The sequence below is a fragment of the Luteimonas wenzhouensis genome, assembly GCF_007859305.1.
GTDB classification, from domain to species: Bacteria; Pseudomonadota; Gammaproteobacteria; order Xanthomonadales; family Xanthomonadaceae; genus Luteimonas; species Luteimonas wenzhouensis.
Genome location: NZ_VOHE01000009.1, coordinates 78,893 through 100,801, shown reverse-complemented (window position 1 = coordinate 100,801; position 21,909 = coordinate 78,893). Strand labels below are relative to the sequence as shown.

The window sequence follows — 21,909 nt, the reverse complement described above, 5'->3', positions numbered from 1 at the left end:
TGTCAGTGCGCCGCGAGCGCGGCATGGCCGGCATGCGCTTCCGGCGCGTCGGGCGCGACCTGCACGCCGGACGCGTCCGGCTCCTCCGGCCCCTTGCGGATCGCCTTCAGCAGCAGCCGGAAGCCGACGATCGCCAGCGCCGTGTAGAGCACGAAGAACACCAGCAGGCTGATCACCAGGTCGAGCACCGACAGTCCGGACACGGCGTAGAAGGTCGGCAGCACGCCCTCGATCACCCATGGCTGGCGCCCGAACTCGGCCACGAACCAGCCGCACTGGATCGCGACCCAGGGCAGCGCCGCGCTCCAAAGCGCGACTTTAAGAAAGCGGCGGCTGTGCTCGAGCCTGCCGGTCGACACCAGCCAGAACGCGAACGCAAAGAAGCCGATGAAGTAGAAGCCCAGCGCCACCATCGCCCGGAATGTCCAGAACAGCGGCATCACCTGCGGCACGGTGTCGAACGCCGCGGCCTCGATCTCCGCCTGCGTGGCGTTCTGCACGTCATCGCGGTAGCGCTTGAGCAGCAGCCCGTAGCCAAGGTCGGGCCAGGCCTGCGCGAACAGTTCGCGCGCCTCGCGGTCGCCCGCGTCCGCGCGCACCCGCTCCAGCGCGGCATAGGCGCGCATGCCGTTGGCGATCCTGCGCTCGGCCGAGTCCACCAGTGCATTGATGCCCGGCATCTCCTTGGAGATCGAACGCGTGCCGATCAGGCCCATCGCCCACGGCACGTGCACCGCGAATTCGTTGCGGCGCTCGGACTGGTTGGGCCAGGCCACGATGTTGAAGCTGGCCGGCGCCGGCTCGGTCTCCCACATCGACTCCATCGCCGCCAGCTTCATCTTCTGGTGCTCGGTGCTGAGGTAGCCGCTCTCGTCGCCCAGCACCACCACGCTCAACGAAGCCGCGAGGCCGAAGCTGGCCGCCACCGCCATGGAGCGCTTGGCGATGTCGAGGTGGCGCCCGCGCAGCAGGTACCAGGCGCTGATCGCGGCCACGAACATCGCCGCGCTGACGTAGCCGGCCGCCACCGTGTGCACGAACTTGGCCTGCGCCACCGGGTTGAGCACCACCGCGACGAAGTCGGTCATCTCCATGCGCATGGTGTCGGGATTGAACACCGCGCCGACCGGGTTCTGCATCCAGCCGTTGGCCACCAGGATCCATACCGCCGACAGGTTGGTGCCCAGCGCCACCAGCCAGGTCACCATCAGGTGCTTGACCTTGCTCATCCGGTTCCAGCCGAAGAAGAACAGGCCGATGAAGGTCGCTTCGAGGAAGAACGCCATCAGTCCCTCGATGGCGAGCGGAGCGCCGAAGATGTCGCCGACGTAATGGCTGTAGTACGACCAGTTCATGCCGAACTGGAACTCCATGACGATGCCGGTGCCCACCCCGAGCGCGAAGTTGATCCCGAACAGCACGCCCCAGAACATCGTCATCCGCCGCCAGATCTCGCGGCCGGTCATGACGTAGACGCTCTCCATGATCGCCAGCAGGAACGACAGCCCCAGCGTCAGCGGCACGAAGATGAAGTGGTACATCGCGGTCAACGCGAACTGCAGCCGCGACAGGATCACGACATCGAGTTCACCCAGCATGGCACTCTCCGATCATCAGGTGGAACAGCCATCCATCGCGGCGCGTGGAACCGGCCGGACTCCATGTCCGCGAGCGGCCGCCCGATCGCCACGACGCTGCCGGAGAGGCGCGGCGGTCATCCGATTCAACCCCACGGCGTTTCATTATCCTGCGCAACTCCGTCACGAATAAGAGGACAAAACGACGCACCCGCGACGGGCTCAGGCCGCCTGCGCGGAGAACTCCTCGAACGCCGCCAGCGCGTTGGCCGCGTACATCAGCGACGGCCCGCCGCCCATGTAGACGGCGACGCCGAGCATCTCGCGGAACTCCTCCGGCGAGGCGCCCAGGCGCACCAGCGCCTTGGCGTGGAAGCCAAGGCAGGCGTCGCAACGCGCCGCCACGCCGATCGCCATCGCGATCAGTTCCTTGGTCTTCTCGTCCAGCGCGCCCGGCGCCAGCGCCGCCTTGCTGAGCGCGCCGAAGCCCTGCATGACCTCGGCGTTGTGCGTGCGCAGCGGCGTCAGGTTCTTCGAAACGCTGCGCGTCAGATCGGTGTAGGAATCGATGGCGGACATGGCTGTCATCCTTCAGTGGGTGGGAGTGCGGAAGGCGACCCGCGCTTGCGCACGACCAGGTCGACCAACGCCGACATGCCTGCATGGACCAGTGCCCTCGGCCAGCACGCTGTCGTGTTCTTTCAAATGGAGCAGTTGCATGCAGGCGAAGGCATCGCGCAGCAGGCTGGCGGTGTAGAGCTTGTCCGCGTCCGGCGGGCCGCCGGTGCCGTACTCGAGCTGCTCGGGGGCGATAGCCTTGCAGCAACAGCAGTCCGCCGGGCTTCAGTGTGCGCTGCATGCCGTCGAACATGGCCTCGCGCAGCGCCGGATCGGCGAACTGGACGAAGATCGCCACGACCGCGTCGAAACGTTCCGCGCCCCAGTCCCACTCGCCCAAGTCGACCCGTTCGGTGGCGATGCGCACGCCGCGCGCGGCGGCCAGCTTCCTGGCCTTCTCCAGACCCGTTTCGGAAGCGTCCACGGACAACACGTTCATGCCCTGCGCTGCCAGCCAGACGCCGTTGCGGCCCTCGCCGTCGGCCACCGCCAGCACGGACATGCCGGGCATCAGCCGGTGGGCCTGCGAGGCGAGGAAGGCATTGGGCTCTGTCCCGAACACGTAGTCGTCGGTGCCGTAGCGCGCGTCCCAGCGGGCGATGTCGGCCCTGCCGGTTTCCACGTTCATTTCGCGCTTCCGCCGCGAACGACCGGCAGGCCGCTGGCCGCCCACGCGGCCATGCCGCCGTCGACATTGACGTAACGGCGGCGCGCATCCTTGGCCAGCGACGACTGCGCGATGCGCGAGCGCATCCCGCTCTGGCAGACCAGCAGGACTTCAGCGCCTTCCGGCACCGAGCACGCGTCGAGTGCGCCCGCGCCCTGCACGCGGATGCGGCCGAGCGGCAGGTGGACGGCATCGGCGGCGTGGCCGGCGGCGAATTCGCCGGGCTCGCGGACATCGACCAGCACCGCGCCGCAGTTGATGCGCTGCACCGCCTCGCGCGGGCCGACCTGTTCGCCGCCCATCCCCAGCAGCACCTTGAGCAGTCCGATCATGCCACCCTCTTCTTCTTCGCCCGCGCCGGAGCGGTGCTGCAGTAGATGCCGTGCAGGGTCTGCATCACCTGCGCCGCCGGCCCGGGCATGAGCGAGTAGTAAATGACCTGCGCCTCGCGGCGGGTCTGCACCAGGCTTTCCTCGCGCAGCACCGCCAGGTGCTGCGACAGCGCGGACTGGCTGAGGTCGAGCATCGCGTTGATCTCGCCGACCGAACGCTCGCCCTCCGCCAGCAGGCACAGCACCTGCAGGCGCTTCTCGTTGGCCAGCGCCTTCAACAGCCGCGCCGCGTCGCCGGCATGCGCCCGCATCGCCTCCATGTCGAAGGCGATGTTCGCTGCCTTCGCCGTCTTGGTCTTCTTTGGTGCCATCGTCATTCCATGCTCACGGACAGGTCTGCATTGCGCCACGCCTCGAAGCCGCCGGCAAGCGAACACACGTCGGTGAAGCCCAGCTGCCGCAGGCTTTCGGCGGCCAGCGCGGATCGCCCGCCCGTCCGGCAGTACAGCACCATGCGGCGGGAAGGGTCCGCCAGAGCCGCGTCCGCGACGCAGGCCATCGCCGGATGCGCATGGATCTGGAACTCCAGCACGCCCCGCGGCAGGTTGACCGCGCCCGGCAGGTGGCCCTGCGCGTACTCGTCCGGTTCGCGGACGTCGACCAGCACGAGGTCGCCCGCGAGCGTGTCCACCAGATCCTCCAGGGAGATCTCGCGGATTATCGAACGGGCCTCGGCCACGAGGTCTTCGACGGTGCGGGGCATTGCAGCGTTCCGGCAACACGAGTTGACTACAATATAAGGTATTGCTAATGTAGATGCAACTGGATCGAGGCGGCCCGGCTCCCGGGCCGGATCCGGCGCCTGGGAGGGCATGACAATGACGCACATCGTGGTACTGGGCGCGGGCATCGGCGGCATGAGCGCCGCCTACGAACTGCGCGGCACGCTGGGCCCCGACCCGCGGATCACCGTGATCGGCGAAGGCGACCTGTTCTCGTTCACCCCGTCGAATCCGTGGGTGGCGGTGGGCTGGCGCAAGCCGGAGGACGTGCAGATCGCGGTGCCGGGCCATCTCGCGAAGAAGAAGATCGCGTTCGAGGGCGCCGGCGCGGAACTGGTCGAGCCGGCGCACAACCGCGTGCGCCTGCGCGACGGCCGCCACGTGGCCTACGACCACCTGGTCATCGCCACCGGCCCCCGGCTGGCGTTCGACGAGATTCCGGGGCTCGGCCCCGACACGGGATTCACCCAGTCGGTCTGCACCACCGTGCACGCGACCGCCGCATGGGAGGCCTACCAGGCGTTCCTGGAGAACCCCGGCCCGATCGTGGTCGGCGCCGCGCCGGGCGCGAGCTGCTTCGGCCCGGCCTACGAGTTCGCGATGATCCTCGACCGTGACCTGCGCAAACGCAAGCTGCGCGACAAGGTGCCGATGACCTACGTGACGCCGGAGCCGTACATCGGGCACATGGGCCTGGGCGGCGTCGGGGATTCCAAGGGCCTGATGGAAGCCGAGTTCCGCCAGCGCCACATCGGCTGGATCGTCAACGCGAAGATCGCCGAGGTGCGCGAGGGCGAGATGGACGTCGTCGAGGTGGACGAGGACGGCCAGCCGAAGAAGACGCGCACGTTGCCGTTCAAGTATTCGATGGTGCTGCCGGCGTTCACCGGCGTGGATGCGGTGAGGCGGGTCGAAGGGCTGTGCAACCCGCGCGGCTTCGTCCTGATCGACAGGCACCAGCGCAATCCGGCCAACCCGAACATCCATTCGCTGGGCGTGTGCGTGGCGATCCCGCCGGTGGAGGCGACGCCGGTGCCGACCGGCGCGCCGAAGACCGGCTTCATGATCGAGTCGATGGTCACCGCAGTGGCGCAGAACATCCGGGCCGACCTGAAGGAAGAGCCTGCGACCGCCGAGGCGACGTGGAACGCGATCTGCCTGGCCGACATGGGCGACACCGGCGCGGCCTTCGTGGCGCTGCCGCAGTTCCCGCCGCGCAACGTGACCTGGGCCAGGGTCGGCAAGTGGGTGCACCTGTCCAAGGTGGCCTTCGAGAAGTACTTCCTGATGAAGATGAAGTCCGGCAACACCGAACCGGTCTACGAGAAGTACGTGCTCAAGCTGCTCGGCATCCTGCGTACCCGCTGAAACACATCCCCATTCCGAAGGAGAACATGCCATGAACCTCGACCGTGCCGTCCTCGCCTTCGCGGGCCTGATGATCCTGATCAGCCTGGCGCTGGCGCACTTCGTCTCGCCGCTGTGGCTGTGGTTCACCGCCTTCATCGGCGTGAACATGCTGCAGGCCAGCGTCACCGGCTTCTGTCCCGCCGCCATCGTGTTTCGCAAGCTGGGCGTGGCCAGCGGCTGCGCGTTCAAGTGAGGAACCCCCGGTGATGCGCAACACGGCCACGCCCTTCCGCCTTGTCCCGACCCGCGCCGGACTCGCCCTGCTGCTGGCGGGCGCACTGGCCGCCTGCGGCAGCGACGAGCGCCTCCGCGAACCGGCCCCGATCCAGGGGCTCGACACGCTGACCGTGGGCGCCGCCGACGCGGGCCGGGGCCGCGCCTGGGACGGCGTGGTCGAGGCGGTGCGCCAGGCCACGCTGACCGCGCAGACCAGCGGCCGCGTCGCCGAGGTCCTGCGCGACGTCAACGATCGCGTCGCCGCGGGCGAGGTGCTGGTGCGGCTGAGCGCGGTGGAGCAGCAGGCCGGCGTGGACGCCGCCCGTGCGCAGCTGCAGCTGGCCGAAGCCACCTACCGGCGCATGGCCGGCCTCGCCGAAGGGCAGTACGTGTCGAAGATGCAGCTCGACCAGGCGCGCGCGGAACGCGACGCCGCCCGCGCGCAGCTGGCCAACTTCAGCCAGCAGACCGCCTATACCACGATCCGCGCGCCGTACGCCGGCATCGTCGCCTCGCGCGACGTGGAGCCCGGCGAGAGCGTCGGCATCGGCCAGCCGCTGATGACGGTGTTCTCGCCCGGGGCGCTGCGCATCGAAGTCAGCATCCCGCAATCGGACGCGGAACGCGTGCGCGCGAACCCGGTGGCGACGGTGACCTTCGACGACGGTCGCAGCGTGGAGACATCCGGAGTCACCGTGTTCCCCGCCGCCGATCCATCCACCCACGCGGTGAAGGTGCGCCTGGAGTTGCCCGCGCTCGACCCCGCGCCGCAGCCGGGCGCCACCGCCAAGGTGGCGTTCCCGGCAGTGGCTGGCGCGGCGCATCCGCGCATTCCGGGGTCGGCACTCGTGCGCCGGGGCGAGGTGAACGCGGTGTACGTGCTGGCCGACGGCCGCCTGTCGCTACGCCAGCTGCGGCTGGGCGAGCGCGCCGGCGACGACATCGACGTGATCGCCGGCCTCGCGCCGGGCGAGACCATCGCCGCCGATCCGGTGGCCGCGGTGCAGGCGCTGGTTGCCGCGCGCCAGGGCGATTGACGTGACGGCGCGCGACACCACGCCCCGGCTCGGCATCTCCGGGCGCATCGCCGCGACCTTCCAGGCCAACCCGCTGACGCCGATCCTGGCGCTGCTCGGCCTGCTGCTCGGCGTGGTCGCGGTGATGATCACGCCGCGCGAGGAGGAGCCGCAGATCGACGTGACCATGGCCAACGTCGTCGTGCCCTTCCCCGGCGCCGACGCGCGCCAGGTCGAGCAGATGGTCACCTATCCGCTCGAACAGAAGCTGTCGGAGATCGAGCAGGTCAAGCACGTCTATTCGATCAGCCGCCCGGGCATGGCGGTGCTGACGGTGGAGTTCGAGGTCGGGGTGAAGCGCCAGCCGGCGCTGGTACGGCTGTACGACAAGGTGTTCAGCAACCAGGACTGGATGCCGCCCAACCTTGGCGTCGGCCAGCCGATCGTCAAGCCCAAGGGCATCGACGACGTGCCGGTGATGGCGCTGACGCTGTGGACGGACGATCCGGAGCGCGGCGCGCAGGATCTGGCCGAAGTCGCGCATACGCTGGAGACAGAGCTCAAGCGCATTTCCGGCACCCGCGACGTGTTCGCCATCGGCGCGCCGGAGCGCGCGGTGATGGTGGAACTCGACGCCGCGCGCCTGGCCAGCCACGGCCTGACCGTGCACGACCTGGCCGGCGCGCTGCAGGCGGCCAACCTCGCCCGCCAGGCCGGCGAGCGCGTCGGCGGCGATGGCGTGGCGCAGGTGACCTCGGGACAGTTCCTCGCCGACCGCGACGACGTGGCGAACCTGGTGCTCGGCGTGGCGGGCGGGCAGCCGGTGCGGCTGGAGGACGTGGCGATGGTGCGCGACGCCGCCGACACGCCGTCGAGCTACGTCTGGCACGGCGCGCCGGCCGGCCGCGACGGCCCCGCCAGCGGCGTGGCACCCGCGGTCACGCTGGCGATCGCCAAGAAGCCCGGCAGCAACGCCTCCGACATCACCCGCGCCGCGCTGCAGCGCATCGATGCGTTGCGCGGACAGGTGATTCCCGAGGGCGTCCACGTCGAAGTGACGCGCGACTACGGCCTGACCGCCAGCGACAAGGCGAAGACGCTGATCCAGAAGCTGTTCTTCGCAACGGGGTCTGTCGTATTGCTGGTGCTGTTCGCGCTGGGCAGGCGCGAGGCGGTGGTGATCGGCAGCGCGGTGGTGCTGACGCTTGCGGTCACGCTGTTCGCATCCTGGGCGATGGGCTTCACCCTCAACCGCGTGTCGCTGTTCGCGCTGATCTTCGCCATCGGCATCCTCGTCGACGACGCCATCGTGGTGGTGGAGAACATCCACCGGCACATGGCGCGGGGCGGGAAGTCGCTGCGCGAGGCGATCCCGCCCGCCGTCGATGAAGTCGGCGGCCCGACCATCCTGGCCACCTTCACCGTGATCGCGGCGCTGATGCCGATGGCCTTCGTCACCGGCCTGATGGGGCCGTACATGCGGCCGATCCCGATCAACGCCTCGGTCGGCATGCTGCTGTCGCTGCTGATCGCGCTGATCGTCACCCCGTGGCTGTCGCTGAAGCTGCTCAAGCGGCACGCGGGCGGCCATGCCGCGCACGATGACGGAACCGGTGACAGCGGCCACGTCGAAGGCACCATGGCCGCACGCCTGCATCGCGTGTTCGAGCGGGTCATGACGCCCTTCCTCCATCCCGAACGGGGCGCCCGCCGCCGCTACGCGCTGTTCGCATCGATGGCCGGGCTTGTGCTGCTGGCCGCGAGCCTGGCGGTGTTCCAGTTGGTGGTGCTGAAGATGCTGCCGTTCGACAACAAGTCCGAACTGCAGGTCGTGGTCGACCTGCCCGAGGGCCGCACGCTGGAGGACACCAATGCGCTGCTGACCGACCTGGCCGCGGTGCTCGACCGCACGCCGGAGGTGCGCGACTACCAGGGCTACGCCGGCACCGCCGCGCCGATCAACTTCAACGGCCTGGTGCGCCAGTACGACCTGCGCGCCGGCGCCAACGTCGGCGACCTGCAGGTGAACCTGGTCGACCGCCGCGAGCGCAGCCGCAAGAGCCACGACATAGCCGTGGCGCTGCGTCCGCAGATGGCCGACGTCGGCCGCCGCCACGACGCTTCGGTGAAGGTGGTCGAAGTGCCGCCCGGCCCACCGGTGCTCTCGCCCATCGTCGCCGAGATCTACGGGCCGGACTACGAACGCCAGCGCCGGATCGGTCTGGCGCTGGAGCAGCGCTTCCTTGCCACCGAAGGCATCGTCGACGTCGATACCACCGTCGAGGCCGACGCCACGCGGGAGGTACTGGCCATCGACCGCGTGCGCGCCGCGCGGCTCGGCGTGGCCCAGTCGGCCGTCGCCGAGACCATCGCCGCCGGACTGTCGGGCATGGATGCGACCTGGGTGATTGACGGCAGCTCGAAGTACCCGCGCCCGATCCGCCTGCGCCTGCCCGCCGCGGAGCAAGCCACGCTCGACGGACTGCTCGGCCTGCGCGTGCGCGGTGGCGATGGCCAGCTGGTGCCGCTGTCGGAGCTGGTGCAGGCGCAACCGGCGCGCTGGGACGGCGCGATCCACCACAAGGACCTGCTGCCGGTGGTCTACGTCATGGGCGACGAGAGCGGCACGGTGGACAGCCCGCTCTACGGCATGTTCGACCTCGTCGGGCAGGTCGCCGACAACGCCATCGACGGACAGCGCCTGTCGCAGTTCTTCATCCGGCAACCGCCGGACACCGCCGGCTTCGGCATCAAGTGGGACGGCGAATGGCAGATCACCTACGAGACCTTCCGCGACATGGGCATCGCCTACGCCGCGGGCATGGTGCTGATCTACCTGCTGGTGGTCGCCTACTTCCGCAACTACATCGTGCCGCTGGTGATCATGGCGCCGATCCCGCTGACCGTGATCGGGGTGATGCCCGGGCACGCGCTGCTGGGCATGCAGTTCACCGCCACCAGCATGATCGGCATGATCGCGCTGGCCGGGATCATCGTGCGCAACTCGATCCTGCTGGTGGACTTCATCAACCACGAGCTTGCGCGCGGTCGCGCGCCGGCGCAGGCGGTGATCGACGCCTGCGCGGTGCGCGCGCAGCCGATCGCGCTGACCGCGCTGGCGGCGATGGCCGGCGCATTCTTCATCCTCGACGACCCGATCTTCAACGGCCTGGCGATCTCGCTGATCTTCGGCATCCTCGTCTCGACCGTGCTGACCCTGGTCGTCATCCCGCTGCTGTACTACGCGCTGATCGCGCGCCGCCATCCGGAGGAAGCCACACCATGAACCAGCGATACGTCCGCGCCGCCAGCCTGTCCGTCCTCGCCGCCGCGCTGCTCGTCGCTTGCGCGCAGGACGCGCCCCCCGTCGCCGCGCCTGCCGCGCCCGCCGACGAAGCACCGGCGACCGACGCCGACGCTGTCGCGCCTCCGGCCGCCCCGGCTGACGATGCCGACGACGGGGACGGTAGCCCGGCCGCCGCCGATCCCGAGCTCGACCGCGCCCAGGCTGCGGCGGCGGCCTTCGGTAGCCGGCTGCGCGGCCGGCTGCAGGCGGCGATGGCCGAAGGCGGCCCGACCGCGGCGGTCGAGGTCTGCCACGCCGAGGCGCCGCGCATTGCCGAGGCGGTGATGGCCGAACACGGCGTGCGACTGGGTCGTGTCGCGCTGCCCGGCCGCAACCGCAACCCGGCGCAAGCCGCCGACGACTGGCAGCTGTCGACGCTGGAGATCTTCGAACAACGCGTCGCCGGCGGCGAACCCGCCGGCGAGCAGCTCGCGCTCATCCGCGACCACCTGCCTGACGGCGTCGCGCTGCGGATGATGCGCGGCATCGCCACCGAACCGGGCTGCCTGGCCTGCCACGGCAGCGACGTCGCGCCCGACGTTCGCGAAGCGATCCTCGCAAACTACCCGCACGACGGCGCCACCGGCTTCGCGGTCGGGGACCTGCGCGGCGCGCTGTGGGTCGAGGTGCCGGGATCCGATCCGGCCACGGGGGGATCGCCATGAGCATCGACAGCCCGATCCGCATCCGCCTCGAGCAGGATGGCGACTATGCGTTCCGCATCATGTTCGACAACGCCGCGCTTGCGCCGCTGCTGACCGACGAACCCGCACCGCTCGGCCACGACCGGGGGCCGAACCCCTCCCGTCTGCTGCTGGCGGCGGTCGCCAACTGCCTGGCCGCCAGCCTGTTGTTCGCGCTGCGCAAGCATCGCAATGAACCCGGCACGCTGACCGCCGAGATCTGCGCGCTGCCGACGCGAAACGAACACGGCCGCTGGCGGATCGCGTCGGCGAAGGCGACCCTGCATCTGCCCGGCCACAATGCCGACTATCGCAGCCTGGATCGTGTCCTGGCGCAGTTCGAGGACTTCTGCGTGGTCACCCAAAGCGTGCGCCAGGGCATCGAGGTCGACGTGAACGTGGTCGACGGCGACGGCCGGGTGCTGCTGGGTGACAAGAGTTTCGAGGCCGGTTCTTGAGCCCGCCGCTGCAAATCGCCTGCCCGCAATGCCACGCCCTCAACCGCGTGCCGGGGGAACGCCTGGGCGACGCGCCCAACTGCGGGCGGTGCGGCAAGGCGCTGTTCGCCGGGCAACCGGTGAGGCTGGACAGCGGCAGCTTCGACCTGCACGCGGCACGCTCGGACCTGCCGCTGCTGGTCGATTTCTGGGCGCCGTGGTGCGGCCCGTGCCGGGTCATGGCACCGCATTTCGAGGCCGCCGCCACACAACTGGAACCGGCGATGCGGCTGGGCAAGATCGACACCCAGGCCAGTCCCGAACTCGGCGCGCGTTTCAACATTCGCGGCATCCCGACCCTGGTGCTGTACGAGGGCGGACGCGAGGCGGCGCGGATGTCCGGCGCGATGCCGTCGGCCGAGATCGTGCGCTGGGCGCGGGCGCAACTCGGACGGGAGCATTGATGCAATGGCGGTGTCCCGCCGGCGTGCTTTGCTCTGGCTGGCCGCCAGCCTGGGCGTCATCGGCTTGGCCGCCACCCGCTTGCGCGGCCGACCTTCGTCATCGTCTCCATCACCGGCGCGCCCGGCTTCCATCACGGCAGGACAGGTCAACGCCATGACACGCATCGTCATCCTCGGCAGTGGTTTTGCCGCACTCACCGCCATCCGCAAGCTGCGCGAGCAGCACGTGGACGCAGAGATCACCGTGGTCTCGCCGCGCAACGAACTGGTCTACCTGCCCAGCCTGATCTGGCTGCCGTCGGGCGAGAAGACCGGCAACGACCTGCGCATCCCGCTGGCCGGATTCTTCGAGCGCATGCGCGTGCGCTGGCAACAGGGCAGCGTGCGGCAGGTGCTCGACGGCGGGCGCCGCGTAGTCACTGACAATGGCGAACTTGCCAACGACGTACTGATCGCCGCCACCGGAGGGCGCTACCTGCGCAAGCTGCCGGGCATCGAGCACGCGATCATCCCGTGTGAAGGCATCGCCTCGGCCGAGGCCATCCGCGATCGCCTGGCGGCGATGGACGGCGGCACCATCGCCATCGGTTTCGCATCCAATCCGAACGAGCCCGGCGCAGTGCGCGGCGGGCCGATGTTCGAGTTCCTGTTCGGCATCGACACCCTGCTGCGCCGCCAGGGTCGGCGCGACAGGTTCAGGCTGGTGTTTTTCAATCCGTCGAAGGAGCCGGGTCAGCGTCTTGGTCCGTCAGCGGTGCGGAAGATGCTGGAACGGATGCGCACGCTCGGCATCGAGACGCATCTGGGCCACAAGCCGTTGCGCTTCGAGGCCGACAAGGTGGTGACGGAAGGCGGCGAATTCACCACCAACCTGATCCTGTTCATGCCCGGCCTCACCGGCCCCGCATGGCTGGACGCCAGCGAGCTGCCACGCTCGGAAGGCGGCTTCGTCGCCGCCGACGACCACTGCCGCGCGCGCGGCCTGGAACACGTGTATGTGGCAGGCGACATCGGCAGCTATCCAGGCCCCGACTGGATGGCCAAACAGGCCCACCAGGCCGACCTGCAGGCCGAAGCGGTGGCGAAGAACATTGCCGCCGGGCTGCTGGGCAAACCCGCGAACCACGGCTTCAAGACCGAACTGACCTGCATCGTCGATACGCTCGACAGCGGCCTGCTGATCTACCGCAGCGAGTCGCGGACCTTCACCTCGCCGCATTCGCGCATGTTCCACTGGCTCAAGCGCAAGTTCGAAGAACGTTACCTCAAGGTCTATCGTTGAACTCCCTCGGTCCGCTTCCGATGCGCGTGGTGCTGGTGGCCGTCGCCGCATTGCTGGCTTGGTGGCTGGTGCGCATGCTTGCGCGGCGCATGGGCAGCCACACCGACGCATCCGTCCCGAAGCTGGCCGGCGCCCTGTTCACCGACGCGTTCTTCGTCGGCCTGCTGGCGGCGCGCCTGGGCTACGTGGTGCGCTGGTGGCCCGAATACGCGGCTGAACCCTGGTCCATCCTCGCCATCGGCGACGGCGGCTTCCTGTGGTGGATCGGACTGCCTGCCGCCATCGCCTTCACTTGGTGGCGCAGTGCAGGACAGCGGTGGTTGCGCAAGCCGCTGTTCGCCGGCATCGCAGCCGGTCTGCTGGCGTGGTTTGCGCTCAACGGCACGCTGGCCCTGCTGCAGCGTTCCGCGCCATCGCTGCCCGACATTGCCGCACGCACGCTCGACGGCACTCCCACGACGCTCGACGCCAGCGCCAGCAGGCCCATCGTGCTCAACCTCTGGGCGACGTGGTGCCCGCCGTGCCGTCGCGAAATGCCGGTGTTCGAGGATGCGGCGCAACGCTACCCCGGCATCGACTTCGTGCTGCTCAACCAGGGCGAGGACGCAGCCACCATCCGCGAATTCCTCGATCGCCAGGGATTGCAGTTACACCAAGACATCCTGCTCGACCCGCATTCTCAGGCAATGCCCGCCACCAATACCCGCGGCCTGCCGAGCACGCTGTTCTTCGATGCGAACGGTCGCCTCGTCGACAGCCATATGGGCGAACTGACCCGCGCCAGCCTCACCGACACCCTGCGCAAGCGCTTCGGCGCGCAGGCCGTCACACCCGCCCGCGCAAAGGAATGACCATGCCTGTTGCCAACCACCGCCGCCAGCAGGGATGCCATCGGGGCGACGCAGCCGCGTCGCCGGAACCGGACTGTCGGGAGAATCCCTCCATGATCGGCTCAGCTCCGCCGGTCCTGCCAGCGAGCCGTCCCCGGCGCAACCTGCATCTCCTCCCGGAGCACATCAAGAAGGAAATCCAGCACTGCGGGACTATGTCCGCTCCGAAGCAGTTCTAGCGCGATTCTGCCGCCCAGCCCGGCAATGGGTTCGGAGCGATACCACTGCCGCGCCTCGGCTTCCCCGGCGACGATGCGTGCAGCCATGGTCAGTATGCATCTTTCAATCGCGTACCGGTCATCGCGCGTCCTGCGTTGGCGTGTCGGGAATCGCCACCACGAATCGGGAACCTCCGCTCTAGGGAAGGTCTGAACAACTCGACCAGTTCGGGCGACAATAGCGCAACGCAACGAGGGTGATGATCGATGCAGCTGACGTTCGGTGATGCAGAGGCCATGGGCAAGCGCAAGCGGACCCGCAAGGAGATCTTTCTGGCCGAGATGGACAAGGTGGTGCCGTGGGCGGCGCTGCTGGCGCTGATCGCACCGCACTATCCGAAGATGGGCCGACCCGGCCGGCAGCCGTATCCGCTGGCAACGATGCTGCGGATTCACTTCCTTCAACAGTGGTATGCGCTCAGCGACCCGGGCATGGAGGAGGCGCTGTACGAGATGCCGGTGATGCGCCGCTTCGCCCGTCTGGGCGGATTGGACAACATCCCAGACGAAACCACGATCCACAACTTCCGGCGCTTGCTGGAGACGCACGACCTGGCGCCGAAGATCCTGGAGCGTGTGAACGCGCACCTGGCACGCAAGGGCCAGAGCCTGCGCGCGGGCACGATCGTGGATGCCACGATCATTGCAGCGCCGAGCTCGACCAGGAACAAGGATGGCAAGCGCGATCCGGAGATGCACCAGACGAAGAAGGGCAACCAGTGGCACTTCGGGATGAAGGCGCACATTGGCGTGGACGAGGAGTCGGGCCTGGTGCACCACGTGGAGTGCACGGCGGCGAACGTGGCCGACGTGACCCAGGTACACAAGCTGCTGCATGGCAAGGAAGACACGATCTACGGAGACAGCGGCTACACCGGTGCCGACAAACGGGAAGAGCTTCAGCACGTTGCCGTTGGCTTCCTGATCGTGGAGAAGCCGTCGAAGCTTCGTGCGATGAAGAACAAGCGCGAGCGCAGGTACGCCGAGCGTTGGGAGCACTACAAAGCCAGCGTGCGCGCCAAGGTGGAACATCCGTTCCGGGTGGTGAAGCGCCAGTTCGGCTACGCCAAGGTGCGTTACCGCGGCTTGGCAAAGAACACCGCGCAGGTGCTGACACTGTTCGCGCTGTCGAACCTGTGGATGGTTCGACGGCAGTTGTTTCCTGCTGCAGGATAGGTGCGCCTGGATGGCGGGCAAACCCGTCAAAACAGGTCGAAAACGGCCAAAATCCAGCTTTAAATCGATGAAACTCGCCATCTGAAGCAAGGTCAGTGCTCGAATGGCAGCAAAACCAGCCTCAGGGCGCGTTATTCAGATGATCCCTAGCTTCGACCTCCTGTTGCGCGTGTGCGGCCAGCTTCTTGCGCGAGGTTGCGCTGAGGGGCTGCGGTCGACCCTCGCGGCCTACCTACCCGAACTCTACGAGATACCGCGGCTGGTGCCCCGCCTTCATCAGCCATGGGGCTTGGTTCGCCAGTCAGGTGGGGAGGCAACAAGCGTCCGAGTAGCTTGGGAGCCGTTGTCCTGCGCGGAACGAGGCGAATCCGCCGTTCTGGCCGCGGCGGACGATGCCAATAGGCGACGGCAGCGTGCTCAAGGACGCGCTCGGGAAGCCACACGCGTGAGATGAGGGCTGCTGACTGTGCGGAACCCTGAAAACTATACTGATCACCCTGCAGATCGCACAGAATGGCCCGCCTAACACTGCGCTACCACGACAGGTAGCCACTGAAGAGTGCGGTGGGACCTGCAGAAAGGCGTGTGCCAAAGCTCACGCCAGAACCATTAAATCAAGAACTTACAGGCGACAGAAAACTGTGCGCTGCCCATCCGGCGGGCTATGGCCGACGTCTGTCCGCTGATGCAGCAAAACACTGGGGTCAGATCACCGCCGGGCCGACCCGGGATTCCGCACGGCTTCTTTCCGGGTCACCCGGCGCTTGTCTGCAGCCATCGCCTAATGCGCCTGATGCGGCGGCGACGGCGAATCCGGTTCGTCCCGATCAGTCGCGGTCCCGGACCGGGATCCCGATCCGCGCGCACCGGTTCCCGTGGCCGCGGCCTGCGGCGTCGAACTCCTGTCTTCCTGGCCGGTACGGCCCGCGTCCGCGGCGTCTTGCTGGCCGCCCGTGGCGCGGCGCGTGTCAAAGTCGCCCTGGGCCACCGGCTCCTCGGCCGCGACCCGGATCCGGTTGTCGACGTCCTTCACCCCGCGCACCGAATCGGCGATGTCCTCGGCGCGATGCTTCATCCAGCGCGTGGGCACGCGCCCGGACAGGACGACGTGGCCCTGTGCGCAGTGGACCTCGATGTCGCTGGCATCGACGATCGCGTCCTCGCACAGCTGCTCGTTGACGTCCTCGAGGATCCGCTCGTCCGTGCGCACGTAGCCGCGCGGGCCGCGACCGCGGTAGCTGGTGCGGCCCTGGGCGTGGTACGCGCGTTCCCAGCGGTCGGCGGTCGCCCGGACCGGGTCCGGCTGCTCGCCGGGCTGGTGCCGGCCTTCGCCGCCGAAGCCGTAACTGCCCGGCACGAACGCATCGTCCCAGGCGCCGTGGCGATGGCGTGGCCGGGCCTGGCCGGCGTACCGGGGAACCCACCCCCTGCCCGGGCGCGCATGGCGATGGAGGGGGTCGTCCAGATCCGCCTCGAAGCCATGCGCGCCCGGGCCCTCGTCCGGCCGTCCGCCACGTGCGTCGAAGACGCCGCCGGTTTCGGAGAACGAATACTCGTCCGGGGCGTAGGGGCCATCGTTGTGTCGTTGGGCACCCGGCCAGTCCCGGCGGTAGGCGCCCTCTTCCTCGGCCTGGCGGCGGGTGGCCGCATGCAGCCACTCGCGTCCCTGGTCAAGGACGCGGGCGCCGGTTTCCAGCAGCCGCTCGGCCACGGCGCGCAGCTCGCCGACGCCCACCGGGGGGTCGGCGTTGTATCTGTCGGATCGGGAACGGTTTCGCACGATGGCCTCCGGGAGCCTGGCGGGCGCGGGCCGGCGACCGCCGGCGCTGCGTGATTGCGACGGCGCGTCCCTGCGGCCTCCGGGGGACTGTGGCACCCAAGGCGTGCATTCCATGTCGCGACGGCCTTAGCGAAGCGTGAGCCCGCGCCGCCCTCGCCCGTCGCCGGCGCCGGAGTCACGCCGGCTCAACGCCCGTTGCGCTATCAGACAAGTCCGCCCCTTCGAGTGACGCCCATGAGCCGCGACCGAAAGGATCCTCCGTCTCCGGAGGAAGATCACGAGAGGCCTGAATCGCCGGGAGAGCGCCGCGAGCGCAAGGAACGCGAGAACGAGAACCAGGACGAGGCGCTGGAGGAAACCTTCCCCGCCAGCGACCCGGTGTCGCCGTTCATCCCGGCCAAGAAGCCCGAATGAGCGCCGATGCGCCGGCGCCGGCCGCGCTGCTGGTGATCGACATGATCAACCGGCTCGACTTCGACGGCGCCGAACGCATGGCGCCCGGCGCACTGGCCGCCGCGCGGCGGATCGGAGCGCTGCGTGTCCGCTTCCACGAACGTGCCTGGCCGGTGATCTACGCCAACGACAATTTCGCCCACTGGCGCGCGGACTTCCGCGAACTGGTGGCGATGACCGCGCGCACCGAGGGCGCGCCGGCCGAGATCGTCCGCCATCTCGCCCCCGACGCGCGCGACTACTTCGTGCTCAAGCCCAAACACTCGGCCTTCCTCGCCACGCCGCTGGCGGTGCTGCTGGCCAAGCTGGGCGTGCGCCGGCTGCTGCTCACGGGCATGGCGCTGGAGAGCTGCGTGCTCGCCACCGCCGCCGATGCCAATGCCCGCGAGTACGAACTGGCGGTGGTGCGCGACGCGGTGGCGGGCCAGCCCGCCTATCGTCAGGCAGCGCTGCGCACCCTGGCCGGTCCGGGCACGGCGCGGGTCGTCGCCAGCCGCTCGGCGATCGCGTGGGCGGGCCGTCCCGGGGGTGGGTGACGGTCTCACGAATCGCGTGGACTGGCCGCATTTTGCCGGGAATTTCTGCGATCTGGCGCCGGATTTGTCGAAATCCTGCCAATTGACGTTTTTTTACAGTGGCCACGCTATGCTGCCACGCGGTTCCACCCCAAGTGACATGTGATGGCCCCACCGAGAAAGAGCAACAACAGCACCGTCCTTCGCAGGTCCGGACGTTCCAGCAAGCAGAACGCCACCCTCACCCGCGAGCAGCTCGAAGAGGACCTGGCCGCGTTCCGCAAGTCGGGCGGCAAGATCGAGAAGCTCGGCAACACCAACACCTTCAAGAAGATCGGCTGACCGCCCGCGCCCGCACGGGCGGGTCCGTTCAGCGGATCGGGACATCGTGGTGGACCGCCGGTTCCGGCTCCAGCCGGAACGTGTAGTGCCACCACTCCATCGGGTAATTCGCGAAGCCATGGCGCTCCATGGCTTCGCGCAACCGTGCGCGATTGACGCGTTGCGCGGGCGCCAGGCCCGGGTGGTCGGTATTGGCGCGCGGATCGAAAAAGTCGAAGGGCGTGCCCATGTCCAGCGGCGTGCAGTGGCCTGCGGCCCCCGCGCACTGCAGCAGGGTGAGGTCGACCGTCGCGCCCTTGCTGTGACCGGAGCGGTCGGCGATGTACTCCGGCACCAGGCGCGACTTTTCCAGCATCGGATAGTACGCCGCGCGCGTGCGCTGGTCGGAAGGGTCGTTGGCCCATTCCACGAAGCGGCGCACCGCACGCGCGGGCCGGTAGCAGTCGAAGATGCGCAGCCGCAGGCCCTGGGGACGCAGCTCGCGTTCGAGGGCCGCGAGCGCCTCGGCCGCCGGCCGCAGCAGGTAGCACTTCGGGGCCTCGTAGCCTTCCACCGGCGCTCCGGTGAAGTTGTCCGGACCCGCGTAGCGGATGTCGGTGTCGATGTCCGGCACCAGGTCGCGGATGTCGACCATGCCAAGCGATGCCGGGGTCGCCGCGCTCCCCTGCTCCGCGCCGGCGCGATCGGCGCGCGTCCCGCAGCCCGCGGTGGCCAGCAGGATGGCCAGTCCGAGGACGGCCACGCCTGCCCGGTGCACGGGCCTCGATGGGGGTTGGGTGCGGCTGTGTAACATGGCCGCAGCATGCGACAGCCGCCCTTCCCTGCCAAGCCGCCGGCGCGCCACGCCGCCGCCGTGGCCACCCGCGCCTGCCGTGCGGCAATGCGCGTCGCCCTGGCCTGCGTGCTGGCGATGGCGTCGACCCTGGGCCACGCCAGGTCGCCGTTCGATCCGCAGGTCGAGGTGCTGCCCGGCGTCACCCGCGCGCACCTCGATCCCGGGTTCTGGACCAGCCGTCTGCGCGACCCCGATCGCCTGATCCTCGACGCGGGCGCGGTCGCGGCGCAGAACGCGCGCATGCGGCAGCTCGACCCGTCGCTGCACGACATCGAGGACCTGCCGTACACGGTCGAGGCCGAACAGGTCCGCGCCTGGATCGAGGCCGCCTCGCCGCGCCCCACGGCCGCGCTGTACGACGAAGCCGGCAAGGAAGGCAGCGCGCGCGCGATCGACCGCCTGGTCGCCGCGCTCGACCTGGACGACATCCCGCAGACCCAGGTGACGCGTTTCGGCCTGGTCGTGCGACGCGCCGACCTGCGCACCTTCCCCACCCACCTGCGCGTGTTCAGTACGCCCGACGACCGCGACCTCGACCGCTTCCAGGAAACCGCGCTGTTCCCCGGCACGCCGGTGGCGGTCGTGCACCGCAGCCGCGACCGGCACTGGCTGTTCGTGCTCAGCGAGACCTATGCCGGCTGGATCGAGGCCGGCGCCGTCGCGTTCGGGGAACGGGCCGAGGTCTTCGCCTACCGCCGGCGCGCGCCGTTCGTGGTGGTGACCGGCGCCCAGGTGCGCACGGTGCATACGCGCGAGCGCCCGGAGGTGTCCGAACTGCCGCTGGACATGGGCGTGCGCCTGCCATTGGCCGAGTGGCCGCCGCACGCGCCGGTCAACGGCCAGCATCCGGGCTTCGGCTACGTGGTCGACCTGCCGGTGCGCGAGGCGGACGGCACGCTCGCGTTCGTCCCCGCGCTGCTGCCGCGCTCGGCCGACGTGGCCGAGGGCTACCTGCCGCTGACGAAGGCCAACCTGGTCCGGCAGGCGTTCAAGTTCCTTGGCGAGCGCTATGGCTGGGGACACCGCTACAACGGCCGCGACTGCAGCGGCTTCGTCTCCGAGGTGCTGCGCAGCTTCGGCCTGGTGATTCCGCGCAACACCGGCGCCCAGGCGTCGAGCCCGGCGCTCGGCGGTACCGTCGTCGAGCCTGGCATGGGCCACGAGGAGCGGCTGCGCCTGCTGGCGCAGGCCGGGGTCGGCGACCTGCTTTACGTGCCGGGGCACGTGATGATGGTGATCGGGCGCGTGGACGGCGCCACCTGGGTGATCCACGACGCGGCCAGCGTGTCGATGGTCGCCGACGACGGCCAGTTCGTGCGCTACCCGGTCAATGGCGTGGTGGTGACCCCGCTGCTGCCGCTGATGGCCGATCCGGTCACCGCCATGGTCGATCGCGTCACCGCGATCCGCAGGCTGCAGCCGTGAGCCGCGGTGACTGAAGCCGGCCGCATGGGCACTGCCCTTCCCTGCCCTGCCCGAATGCGCGCAGGGTGCCGCCGCGGCGCCGTTCGTGCTATCCAGTGCGCGGCCCACGACCCCCAGCCAGGTACCCGATGACCCAGGCCCCGAACGGCGAACGCCGCCGCCTGTCCACGCCCGCGCGGGTGATGATCGGCCTGCTGCTCGGCGCCGCGACGGGCCTGGTGCTGGCGGCGATCGATCCGGCGCGGGCGACGCAGGTCGCGGACGTCGTGTATCCGGTCGGCAGGCTGTGGCTGAACGCGCTGCAGATGACGGTTGTGCCGCTGGTCGCGGCGCTGGTGGTGGTCGGGATCAACTCGGCCGCGGACGCCGCCGCGTCCGGCCGCACCGCGCGCACCGCGATGTTCGTGTTCGTGGTGCTGCTGGCGCTGTCGGGCGCGTTCGCCGCCGTGGCCGCACCGGCCGTGCTCTCCGCCCTTCCCCGCGACGAGGCGGTGGTGGCGGCGTTCCGCGCCGCGATCCAGGCGCCCGAGGCGCTGCCGCAGGGCACCGACCCCGGTGCATGGCTGTCGGGCATCATCCCCAGCAACGCGATCGCGGCCGCGGCCAACAGCGCGATGCTGCCGCTGGTGGTGTTCTCGATGTTCTTCGGCTTCGCCCTGACCCGCATCGATGCCGAGCGCCGCGCGCGCCTGCTCGAACTGGTGCGCACCCTGGGCGACACCATGATCGTGATCGTGCGCTGGGTACTGTGGGCCGCGCCGCTGGGCGTGTTCGCCCTGGTGCTGGCGGTGTGCGCGCGGGTGGGCCTGCACATGCTCAGCGCGCTCGCCTACTACATCCTCACCCAGTGCACGCTGTACATCGCCATCACCGGGCTGCTGTACCTGGTGGCGACGGTGGCGGCGAACGAACGGCCGGCGCGGCTGGCGCGGGCATTGCTGCCGGTGCAGGCGATCGCGGCCAGCACCCAGTCCTCGCTGGCCTCGCTGCCGGTGATGATCGAGAGCGCGCGCACGCGGCTGGGCTATCCGCTGGCGGTGACCTCGCTGGTGCTGCCGATGGCGGTGTCGCTGTTCCGCATCGCCAGCCCGCCGCAGTACATCGTGGTCGCCTCCTTCATCGCCTGGCTGTACGGCATCGACCTGGGCGCAGGCCAGCTGGCGATCGCGGTGGCGCTGGCGATCGTGGTCAGCATGGGGTCGGTGGGCCTGCCGGGCCAGGTCAGCTTCATGACCACCAACATGCCGGTGACCCAGGCCATGGGCCTGCCGGTCGAACCGCTGGGCGTGCTGCTGGCGGTGGACACCATCCCCGACGTGTTCGCCACCGTGGCCAACACCTCGGCCGACGTCACCGCGACCGCGATCGTGGCCAGGCGGACCGGGGCGATCCAGGAGCCGGACGTCGCGGGCTAGCGCCTGCGGTCGCGGCTGAAGCCGCTCCTG

Annotated in this window: 23 protein-coding genes and 1 pseudogene; 15 read left to right on the top strand and 9 right to left on the bottom strand. The window is 69.4% G+C overall.

The features are described 5' to 3' along the window. Positions 1 to 2: 2 nt before the first annotated feature. The 6 genes and pseudogenes from FQY79_RS14095 to FQY79_RS14070 all read right to left on the bottom strand — a co-directional run bounded on the left by FQY79_RS14095 (position 3) and on the right by FQY79_RS14070 (position 3,957). A complete protein-coding gene (locus FQY79_RS14095) occupies positions 3 to 1,598 on the bottom strand; it encodes a cytochrome ubiquinol oxidase subunit I (RefSeq protein WP_425463211.1) in 1,596 nt (531 codons plus the stop codon). Between the two features lie 201 nt (positions 1,599 to 1,799). Next, a complete protein-coding gene (locus tag FQY79_RS14090) occupies positions 1,800 to 2,156 on the bottom strand; it encodes a carboxymuconolactone decarboxylase family protein (RefSeq protein ID WP_146313517.1) in 357 nt (118 codons plus the stop codon). Positions 2,157 to 2,445: 289 nt separating this feature from the next. Then, positions 2,446 to 2,697, bottom strand: a pseudogene (locus FQY79_RS15715) (class I SAM-dependent methyltransferase); the annotation flags it as partial. A 122-nt stretch (positions 2,698 to 2,819) separates the two neighbouring features. Continuing rightward, on the bottom strand, positions 2,820 to 3,194 hold the full coding sequence (locus FQY79_RS14080) for a rhodanese-like domain-containing protein (RefSeq protein WP_222434294.1): 375 nt from the start codon (positions 3,192 to 3,194) through the stop codon (positions 2,820 to 2,822). Beyond that, complete coding sequence (locus tag FQY79_RS14075) at positions 3,191 to 3,565, bottom strand: ArsR/SmtB family transcription factor (protein ID WP_246123139.1); 375 nt, start codon at positions 3,563 to 3,565, stop codon at positions 3,191 to 3,193. Before FQY79_RS14075 ends, FQY79_RS14080 begins: the two co-directional genes overlap by 4 nt. 2 nt (positions 3,566 to 3,567) lie before the next feature. Then, positions 3,568 to 3,957, bottom strand: a complete 390-nt coding sequence (locus tag FQY79_RS14070; RefSeq protein ID WP_146313516.1) for a rhodanese-like domain-containing protein — start codon at positions 3,955 to 3,957, stop codon at positions 3,568 to 3,570. 109 nt (positions 3,958 to 4,066) lie between these two features. Between FQY79_RS14070 and FQY79_RS14065 the strand changes: the two genes are divergently transcribed. Genes FQY79_RS14065 through FQY79_RS14025 form a run of 9 tightly spaced genes read left to right on the top strand, consistent with a single transcriptional unit; the run spans position 4,067 to position 13,681 of the window. Continuing rightward, positions 4,067 to 5,344 (top strand): NAD(P)/FAD-dependent oxidoreductase, encoded by a 1,278-nt coding sequence (locus FQY79_RS14065; protein WP_342779033.1) that lies wholly within the window; start codon positions 4,067 to 4,069, stop codon positions 5,342 to 5,344. A 31-nt stretch (positions 5,345 to 5,375) separates the two neighbouring features. Continuing rightward, positions 5,376 to 5,579, top strand: a complete 204-nt coding sequence (locus tag FQY79_RS14060) for a YgaP family membrane protein (RefSeq protein WP_146313515.1) — start codon at positions 5,376 to 5,378, stop codon at positions 5,577 to 5,579. 13 nt (positions 5,580 to 5,592) lie between these two features. Continuing rightward, positions 5,593 to 6,639 carry an efflux RND transporter periplasmic adaptor subunit gene (locus FQY79_RS14055; RefSeq protein WP_146313514.1) on the top strand — a complete coding sequence of 349 codons (1,047 nt, stop codon included), beginning with the start codon at positions 5,593 to 5,595 and terminating at the stop codon, positions 6,637 to 6,639. 1 nt (position 6,640) lies between these two features. Next, on the top strand, positions 6,641 to 9,904 hold the full coding sequence (locus FQY79_RS14050) for an efflux RND transporter permease subunit (protein WP_146313513.1): 3,264 nt from the start codon (positions 6,641 to 6,643) through the stop codon (positions 9,902 to 9,904). Further along, a complete protein-coding gene (locus tag FQY79_RS14045) occupies positions 9,901 to 10,629 on the top strand; it encodes a Tll0287-like domain-containing protein (RefSeq protein WP_146313512.1) in 729 nt (242 codons plus the stop codon). The genes FQY79_RS14050 and FQY79_RS14045 overlap by 4 nt, the downstream gene beginning before the upstream one ends. After that, positions 10,626 to 11,105: an OsmC family protein gene (locus FQY79_RS14040; RefSeq protein WP_146313511.1), complete on the top strand. Its 480-nt coding sequence runs from the start codon at positions 10,626 to 10,628 to the stop codon at positions 11,103 to 11,105. Before FQY79_RS14045 ends, FQY79_RS14040 begins: the two co-directional genes overlap by 4 nt. Then, positions 11,102 to 11,548: a thioredoxin TrxC gene (gene trxC / locus FQY79_RS14035; protein WP_146313510.1), complete on the top strand. Its 447-nt coding sequence runs from the start codon at positions 11,102 to 11,104 to the stop codon at positions 11,546 to 11,548. The genes FQY79_RS14040 and trxC overlap by 4 nt, the downstream gene beginning before the upstream one ends. 4 nt (positions 11,549 to 11,552) lie before the next feature. Further along, positions 11,553 to 12,830 carry an NAD(P)/FAD-dependent oxidoreductase gene (locus FQY79_RS14030; protein WP_222434293.1) on the top strand — a complete coding sequence of 426 codons (1,278 nt, stop codon included), beginning with the start codon at positions 11,553 to 11,555 and terminating at the stop codon, positions 12,828 to 12,830. A gap of 20 nt (positions 12,831 to 12,850) precedes the next feature. Next, positions 12,851 to 13,681 (top strand): TlpA disulfide reductase family protein, encoded by an 831-nt coding sequence (locus FQY79_RS14025; RefSeq protein ID WP_246123138.1) that lies wholly within the window; start codon positions 12,851 to 12,853, stop codon positions 13,679 to 13,681. A gap of 101 nt (positions 13,682 to 13,782) precedes the next feature. Here FQY79_RS14025 and FQY79_RS14020 read toward each other — a convergent pair whose 3' ends face one another. Beyond that, complete coding sequence (locus tag FQY79_RS14020; protein WP_146313508.1) at positions 13,783 to 13,986, bottom strand: antitoxin Xre/MbcA/ParS toxin-binding domain-containing protein; 204 nt, start codon at positions 13,984 to 13,986, stop codon at positions 13,783 to 13,785. Between the two features lie 159 nt (positions 13,987 to 14,145). Here FQY79_RS14020 and FQY79_RS14015 point away from each other — a divergent pair, with 159 nt between their 5' ends. Beyond that, entirely contained in the window at positions 14,146 to 15,114 is a 969-nt protein-coding gene (locus FQY79_RS14015) for an IS5 family transposase (RefSeq protein WP_146313507.1), read from the top strand. A 781-nt stretch (positions 15,115 to 15,895) separates the two neighbouring features. Here FQY79_RS14015 and FQY79_RS14010 read toward each other — a convergent pair. Then, complete coding sequence (locus tag FQY79_RS14010) at positions 15,896 to 16,894, bottom strand: BON domain-containing protein (protein ID WP_186760090.1); 999 nt, start codon at positions 16,892 to 16,894, stop codon at positions 15,896 to 15,898. Between the two features lie 234 nt (positions 16,895 to 17,128). Here FQY79_RS14010 and FQY79_RS14005 point away from each other — a divergent pair, with 234 nt between their 5' ends. The 3 genes from FQY79_RS14005 to FQY79_RS15445 all read left to right on the top strand — a co-directional run bounded on the left by FQY79_RS14005 (position 17,129) and on the right by FQY79_RS15445 (position 18,204). Beyond that, complete coding sequence (locus FQY79_RS14005) at positions 17,129 to 17,308, top strand: hypothetical protein (RefSeq protein WP_146313505.1); 180 nt, start codon at positions 17,129 to 17,131, stop codon at positions 17,306 to 17,308. Next, positions 17,305 to 17,883: a cysteine hydrolase family protein gene (locus FQY79_RS14000; RefSeq protein WP_146313504.1), complete on the top strand. Its 579-nt coding sequence runs from the start codon at positions 17,305 to 17,307 to the stop codon at positions 17,881 to 17,883. Before FQY79_RS14005 ends, FQY79_RS14000 begins: the two co-directional genes overlap by 4 nt. A 144-nt stretch (positions 17,884 to 18,027) precedes the next feature. Beyond that, on the top strand, positions 18,028 to 18,204 hold the full coding sequence (locus FQY79_RS15445; RefSeq protein ID WP_186760089.1) for a hypothetical protein: 177 nt from the start codon (positions 18,028 to 18,030) through the stop codon (positions 18,202 to 18,204). A 28-nt stretch (positions 18,205 to 18,232) separates the two neighbouring features. Here the strand turns inward: FQY79_RS15445 and FQY79_RS13995 are convergent, their stop codons facing one another. Continuing rightward, positions 18,233 to 18,961: a M15 family metallopeptidase gene (locus FQY79_RS13995; protein ID WP_246123137.1), complete on the bottom strand. Its 729-nt coding sequence runs from the start codon at positions 18,959 to 18,961 to the stop codon at positions 18,233 to 18,235. A gap of 123 nt (positions 18,962 to 19,084) precedes the next feature. Here FQY79_RS13995 and FQY79_RS13990 point away from each other — a divergent pair, with 123 nt between their 5' ends. Together FQY79_RS13990 and FQY79_RS13985 are read left to right on the top strand one after the other, a co-directional pair. Continuing rightward, the gene (locus tag FQY79_RS13990) at positions 19,085 to 20,464 is read left to right on the top strand and encodes a C40 family peptidase (RefSeq protein ID WP_425463212.1); all 1,380 of its coding nucleotides are present in this window, start codon (positions 19,085 to 19,087) and stop codon (positions 20,462 to 20,464) included. A 128-nt stretch (positions 20,465 to 20,592) separates the two neighbouring features. Next, positions 20,593 to 21,879, top strand: a complete 1,287-nt coding sequence (locus tag FQY79_RS13985) for a dicarboxylate/amino acid:cation symporter (protein WP_246123136.1) — start codon at positions 20,593 to 20,595, stop codon at positions 21,877 to 21,879. The last annotated feature ends 30 nt before the right edge of the window (positions 21,880 to 21,909 follow it).

Excerpts from the sequence above, each read along its gene's own strand:
- FQY79_RS14095 (WP_425463211.1), bottom strand. The coding sequence starts at position 1,598 with ATGCTGGGTGAACTCGATGTCGTGATCCTGTCGCGGCTGCAGTTCGCG.
- FQY79_RS14090 (WP_146313517.1), bottom strand. The coding sequence starts at position 2,156 with ATGTCCGCCATCGATTCCTACACCGATCTGACGCGCAGCGTTTCGAAG.
- FQY79_RS14080 (WP_222434294.1), bottom strand. The coding sequence starts at position 3,194 with ATGATCGGACTGCTCAAGGTGCTGCTGGGGATGGGCGGCGAACAGGTC.
- FQY79_RS14075 (WP_246123139.1), bottom strand. The coding sequence starts at position 3,565 with ATGGCACCAAAGAAGACCAAGACGGCGAAGGCAGCGAACATCGCCTTC.
- FQY79_RS14070 (WP_146313516.1), bottom strand. The coding sequence starts at position 3,957 with ATGCCCCGCACCGTCGAAGACCTCGTGGCCGAGGCCCGTTCGATAATC.
- FQY79_RS14065 (WP_342779033.1), top strand. The coding sequence starts at position 4,067 with ATGACAATGACGCACATCGTGGTACTGGGCGCGGGCATCGGCGGCATG.
- FQY79_RS14060 (WP_146313515.1), top strand. The coding sequence starts at position 5,376 with ATGAACCTCGACCGTGCCGTCCTCGCCTTCGCGGGCCTGATGATCCTG.
- FQY79_RS14055 (WP_146313514.1), top strand. The coding sequence starts at position 5,593 with ATGCGCAACACGGCCACGCCCTTCCGCCTTGTCCCGACCCGCGCCGGA.
- FQY79_RS14045 (WP_146313512.1), top strand. The coding sequence starts at position 9,901 with ATGAACCAGCGATACGTCCGCGCCGCCAGCCTGTCCGTCCTCGCCGCC.
- FQY79_RS14040 (WP_146313511.1), top strand. The coding sequence starts at position 10,626 with ATGAGCATCGACAGCCCGATCCGCATCCGCCTCGAGCAGGATGGCGAC.
- FQY79_RS14030 (WP_222434293.1), top strand. The coding sequence starts at position 11,553 with ATGGCGGTGTCCCGCCGGCGTGCTTTGCTCTGGCTGGCCGCCAGCCTG.
- FQY79_RS14025 (WP_246123138.1), top strand. The coding sequence starts at position 12,851 with ATGCGCGTGGTGCTGGTGGCCGTCGCCGCATTGCTGGCTTGGTGGCTG.
- FQY79_RS14020 (WP_146313508.1), bottom strand. The coding sequence starts at position 13,986 with ATGGCTGCACGCATCGTCGCCGGGGAAGCCGAGGCGCGGCAGTGGTAT.
- FQY79_RS14015 (WP_146313507.1), top strand. The coding sequence starts at position 14,146 with ATGCAGCTGACGTTCGGTGATGCAGAGGCCATGGGCAAGCGCAAGCGG.
- FQY79_RS14005 (WP_146313505.1), top strand. The coding sequence starts at position 17,129 with ATGAGCCGCGACCGAAAGGATCCTCCGTCTCCGGAGGAAGATCACGAG.
- FQY79_RS14000 (WP_146313504.1), top strand. The coding sequence starts at position 17,305 with ATGAGCGCCGATGCGCCGGCGCCGGCCGCGCTGCTGGTGATCGACATG.
- FQY79_RS15445 (WP_186760089.1), top strand. The coding sequence starts at position 18,028 with ATGGCCCCACCGAGAAAGAGCAACAACAGCACCGTCCTTCGCAGGTCC.
- FQY79_RS13990 (WP_425463212.1), top strand. The coding sequence starts at position 19,085 with ATGCGCGTCGCCCTGGCCTGCGTGCTGGCGATGGCGTCGACCCTGGGC.
- FQY79_RS13985 (WP_246123136.1), top strand. The coding sequence starts at position 20,593 with ATGACCCAGGCCCCGAACGGCGAACGCCGCCGCCTGTCCACGCCCGCG.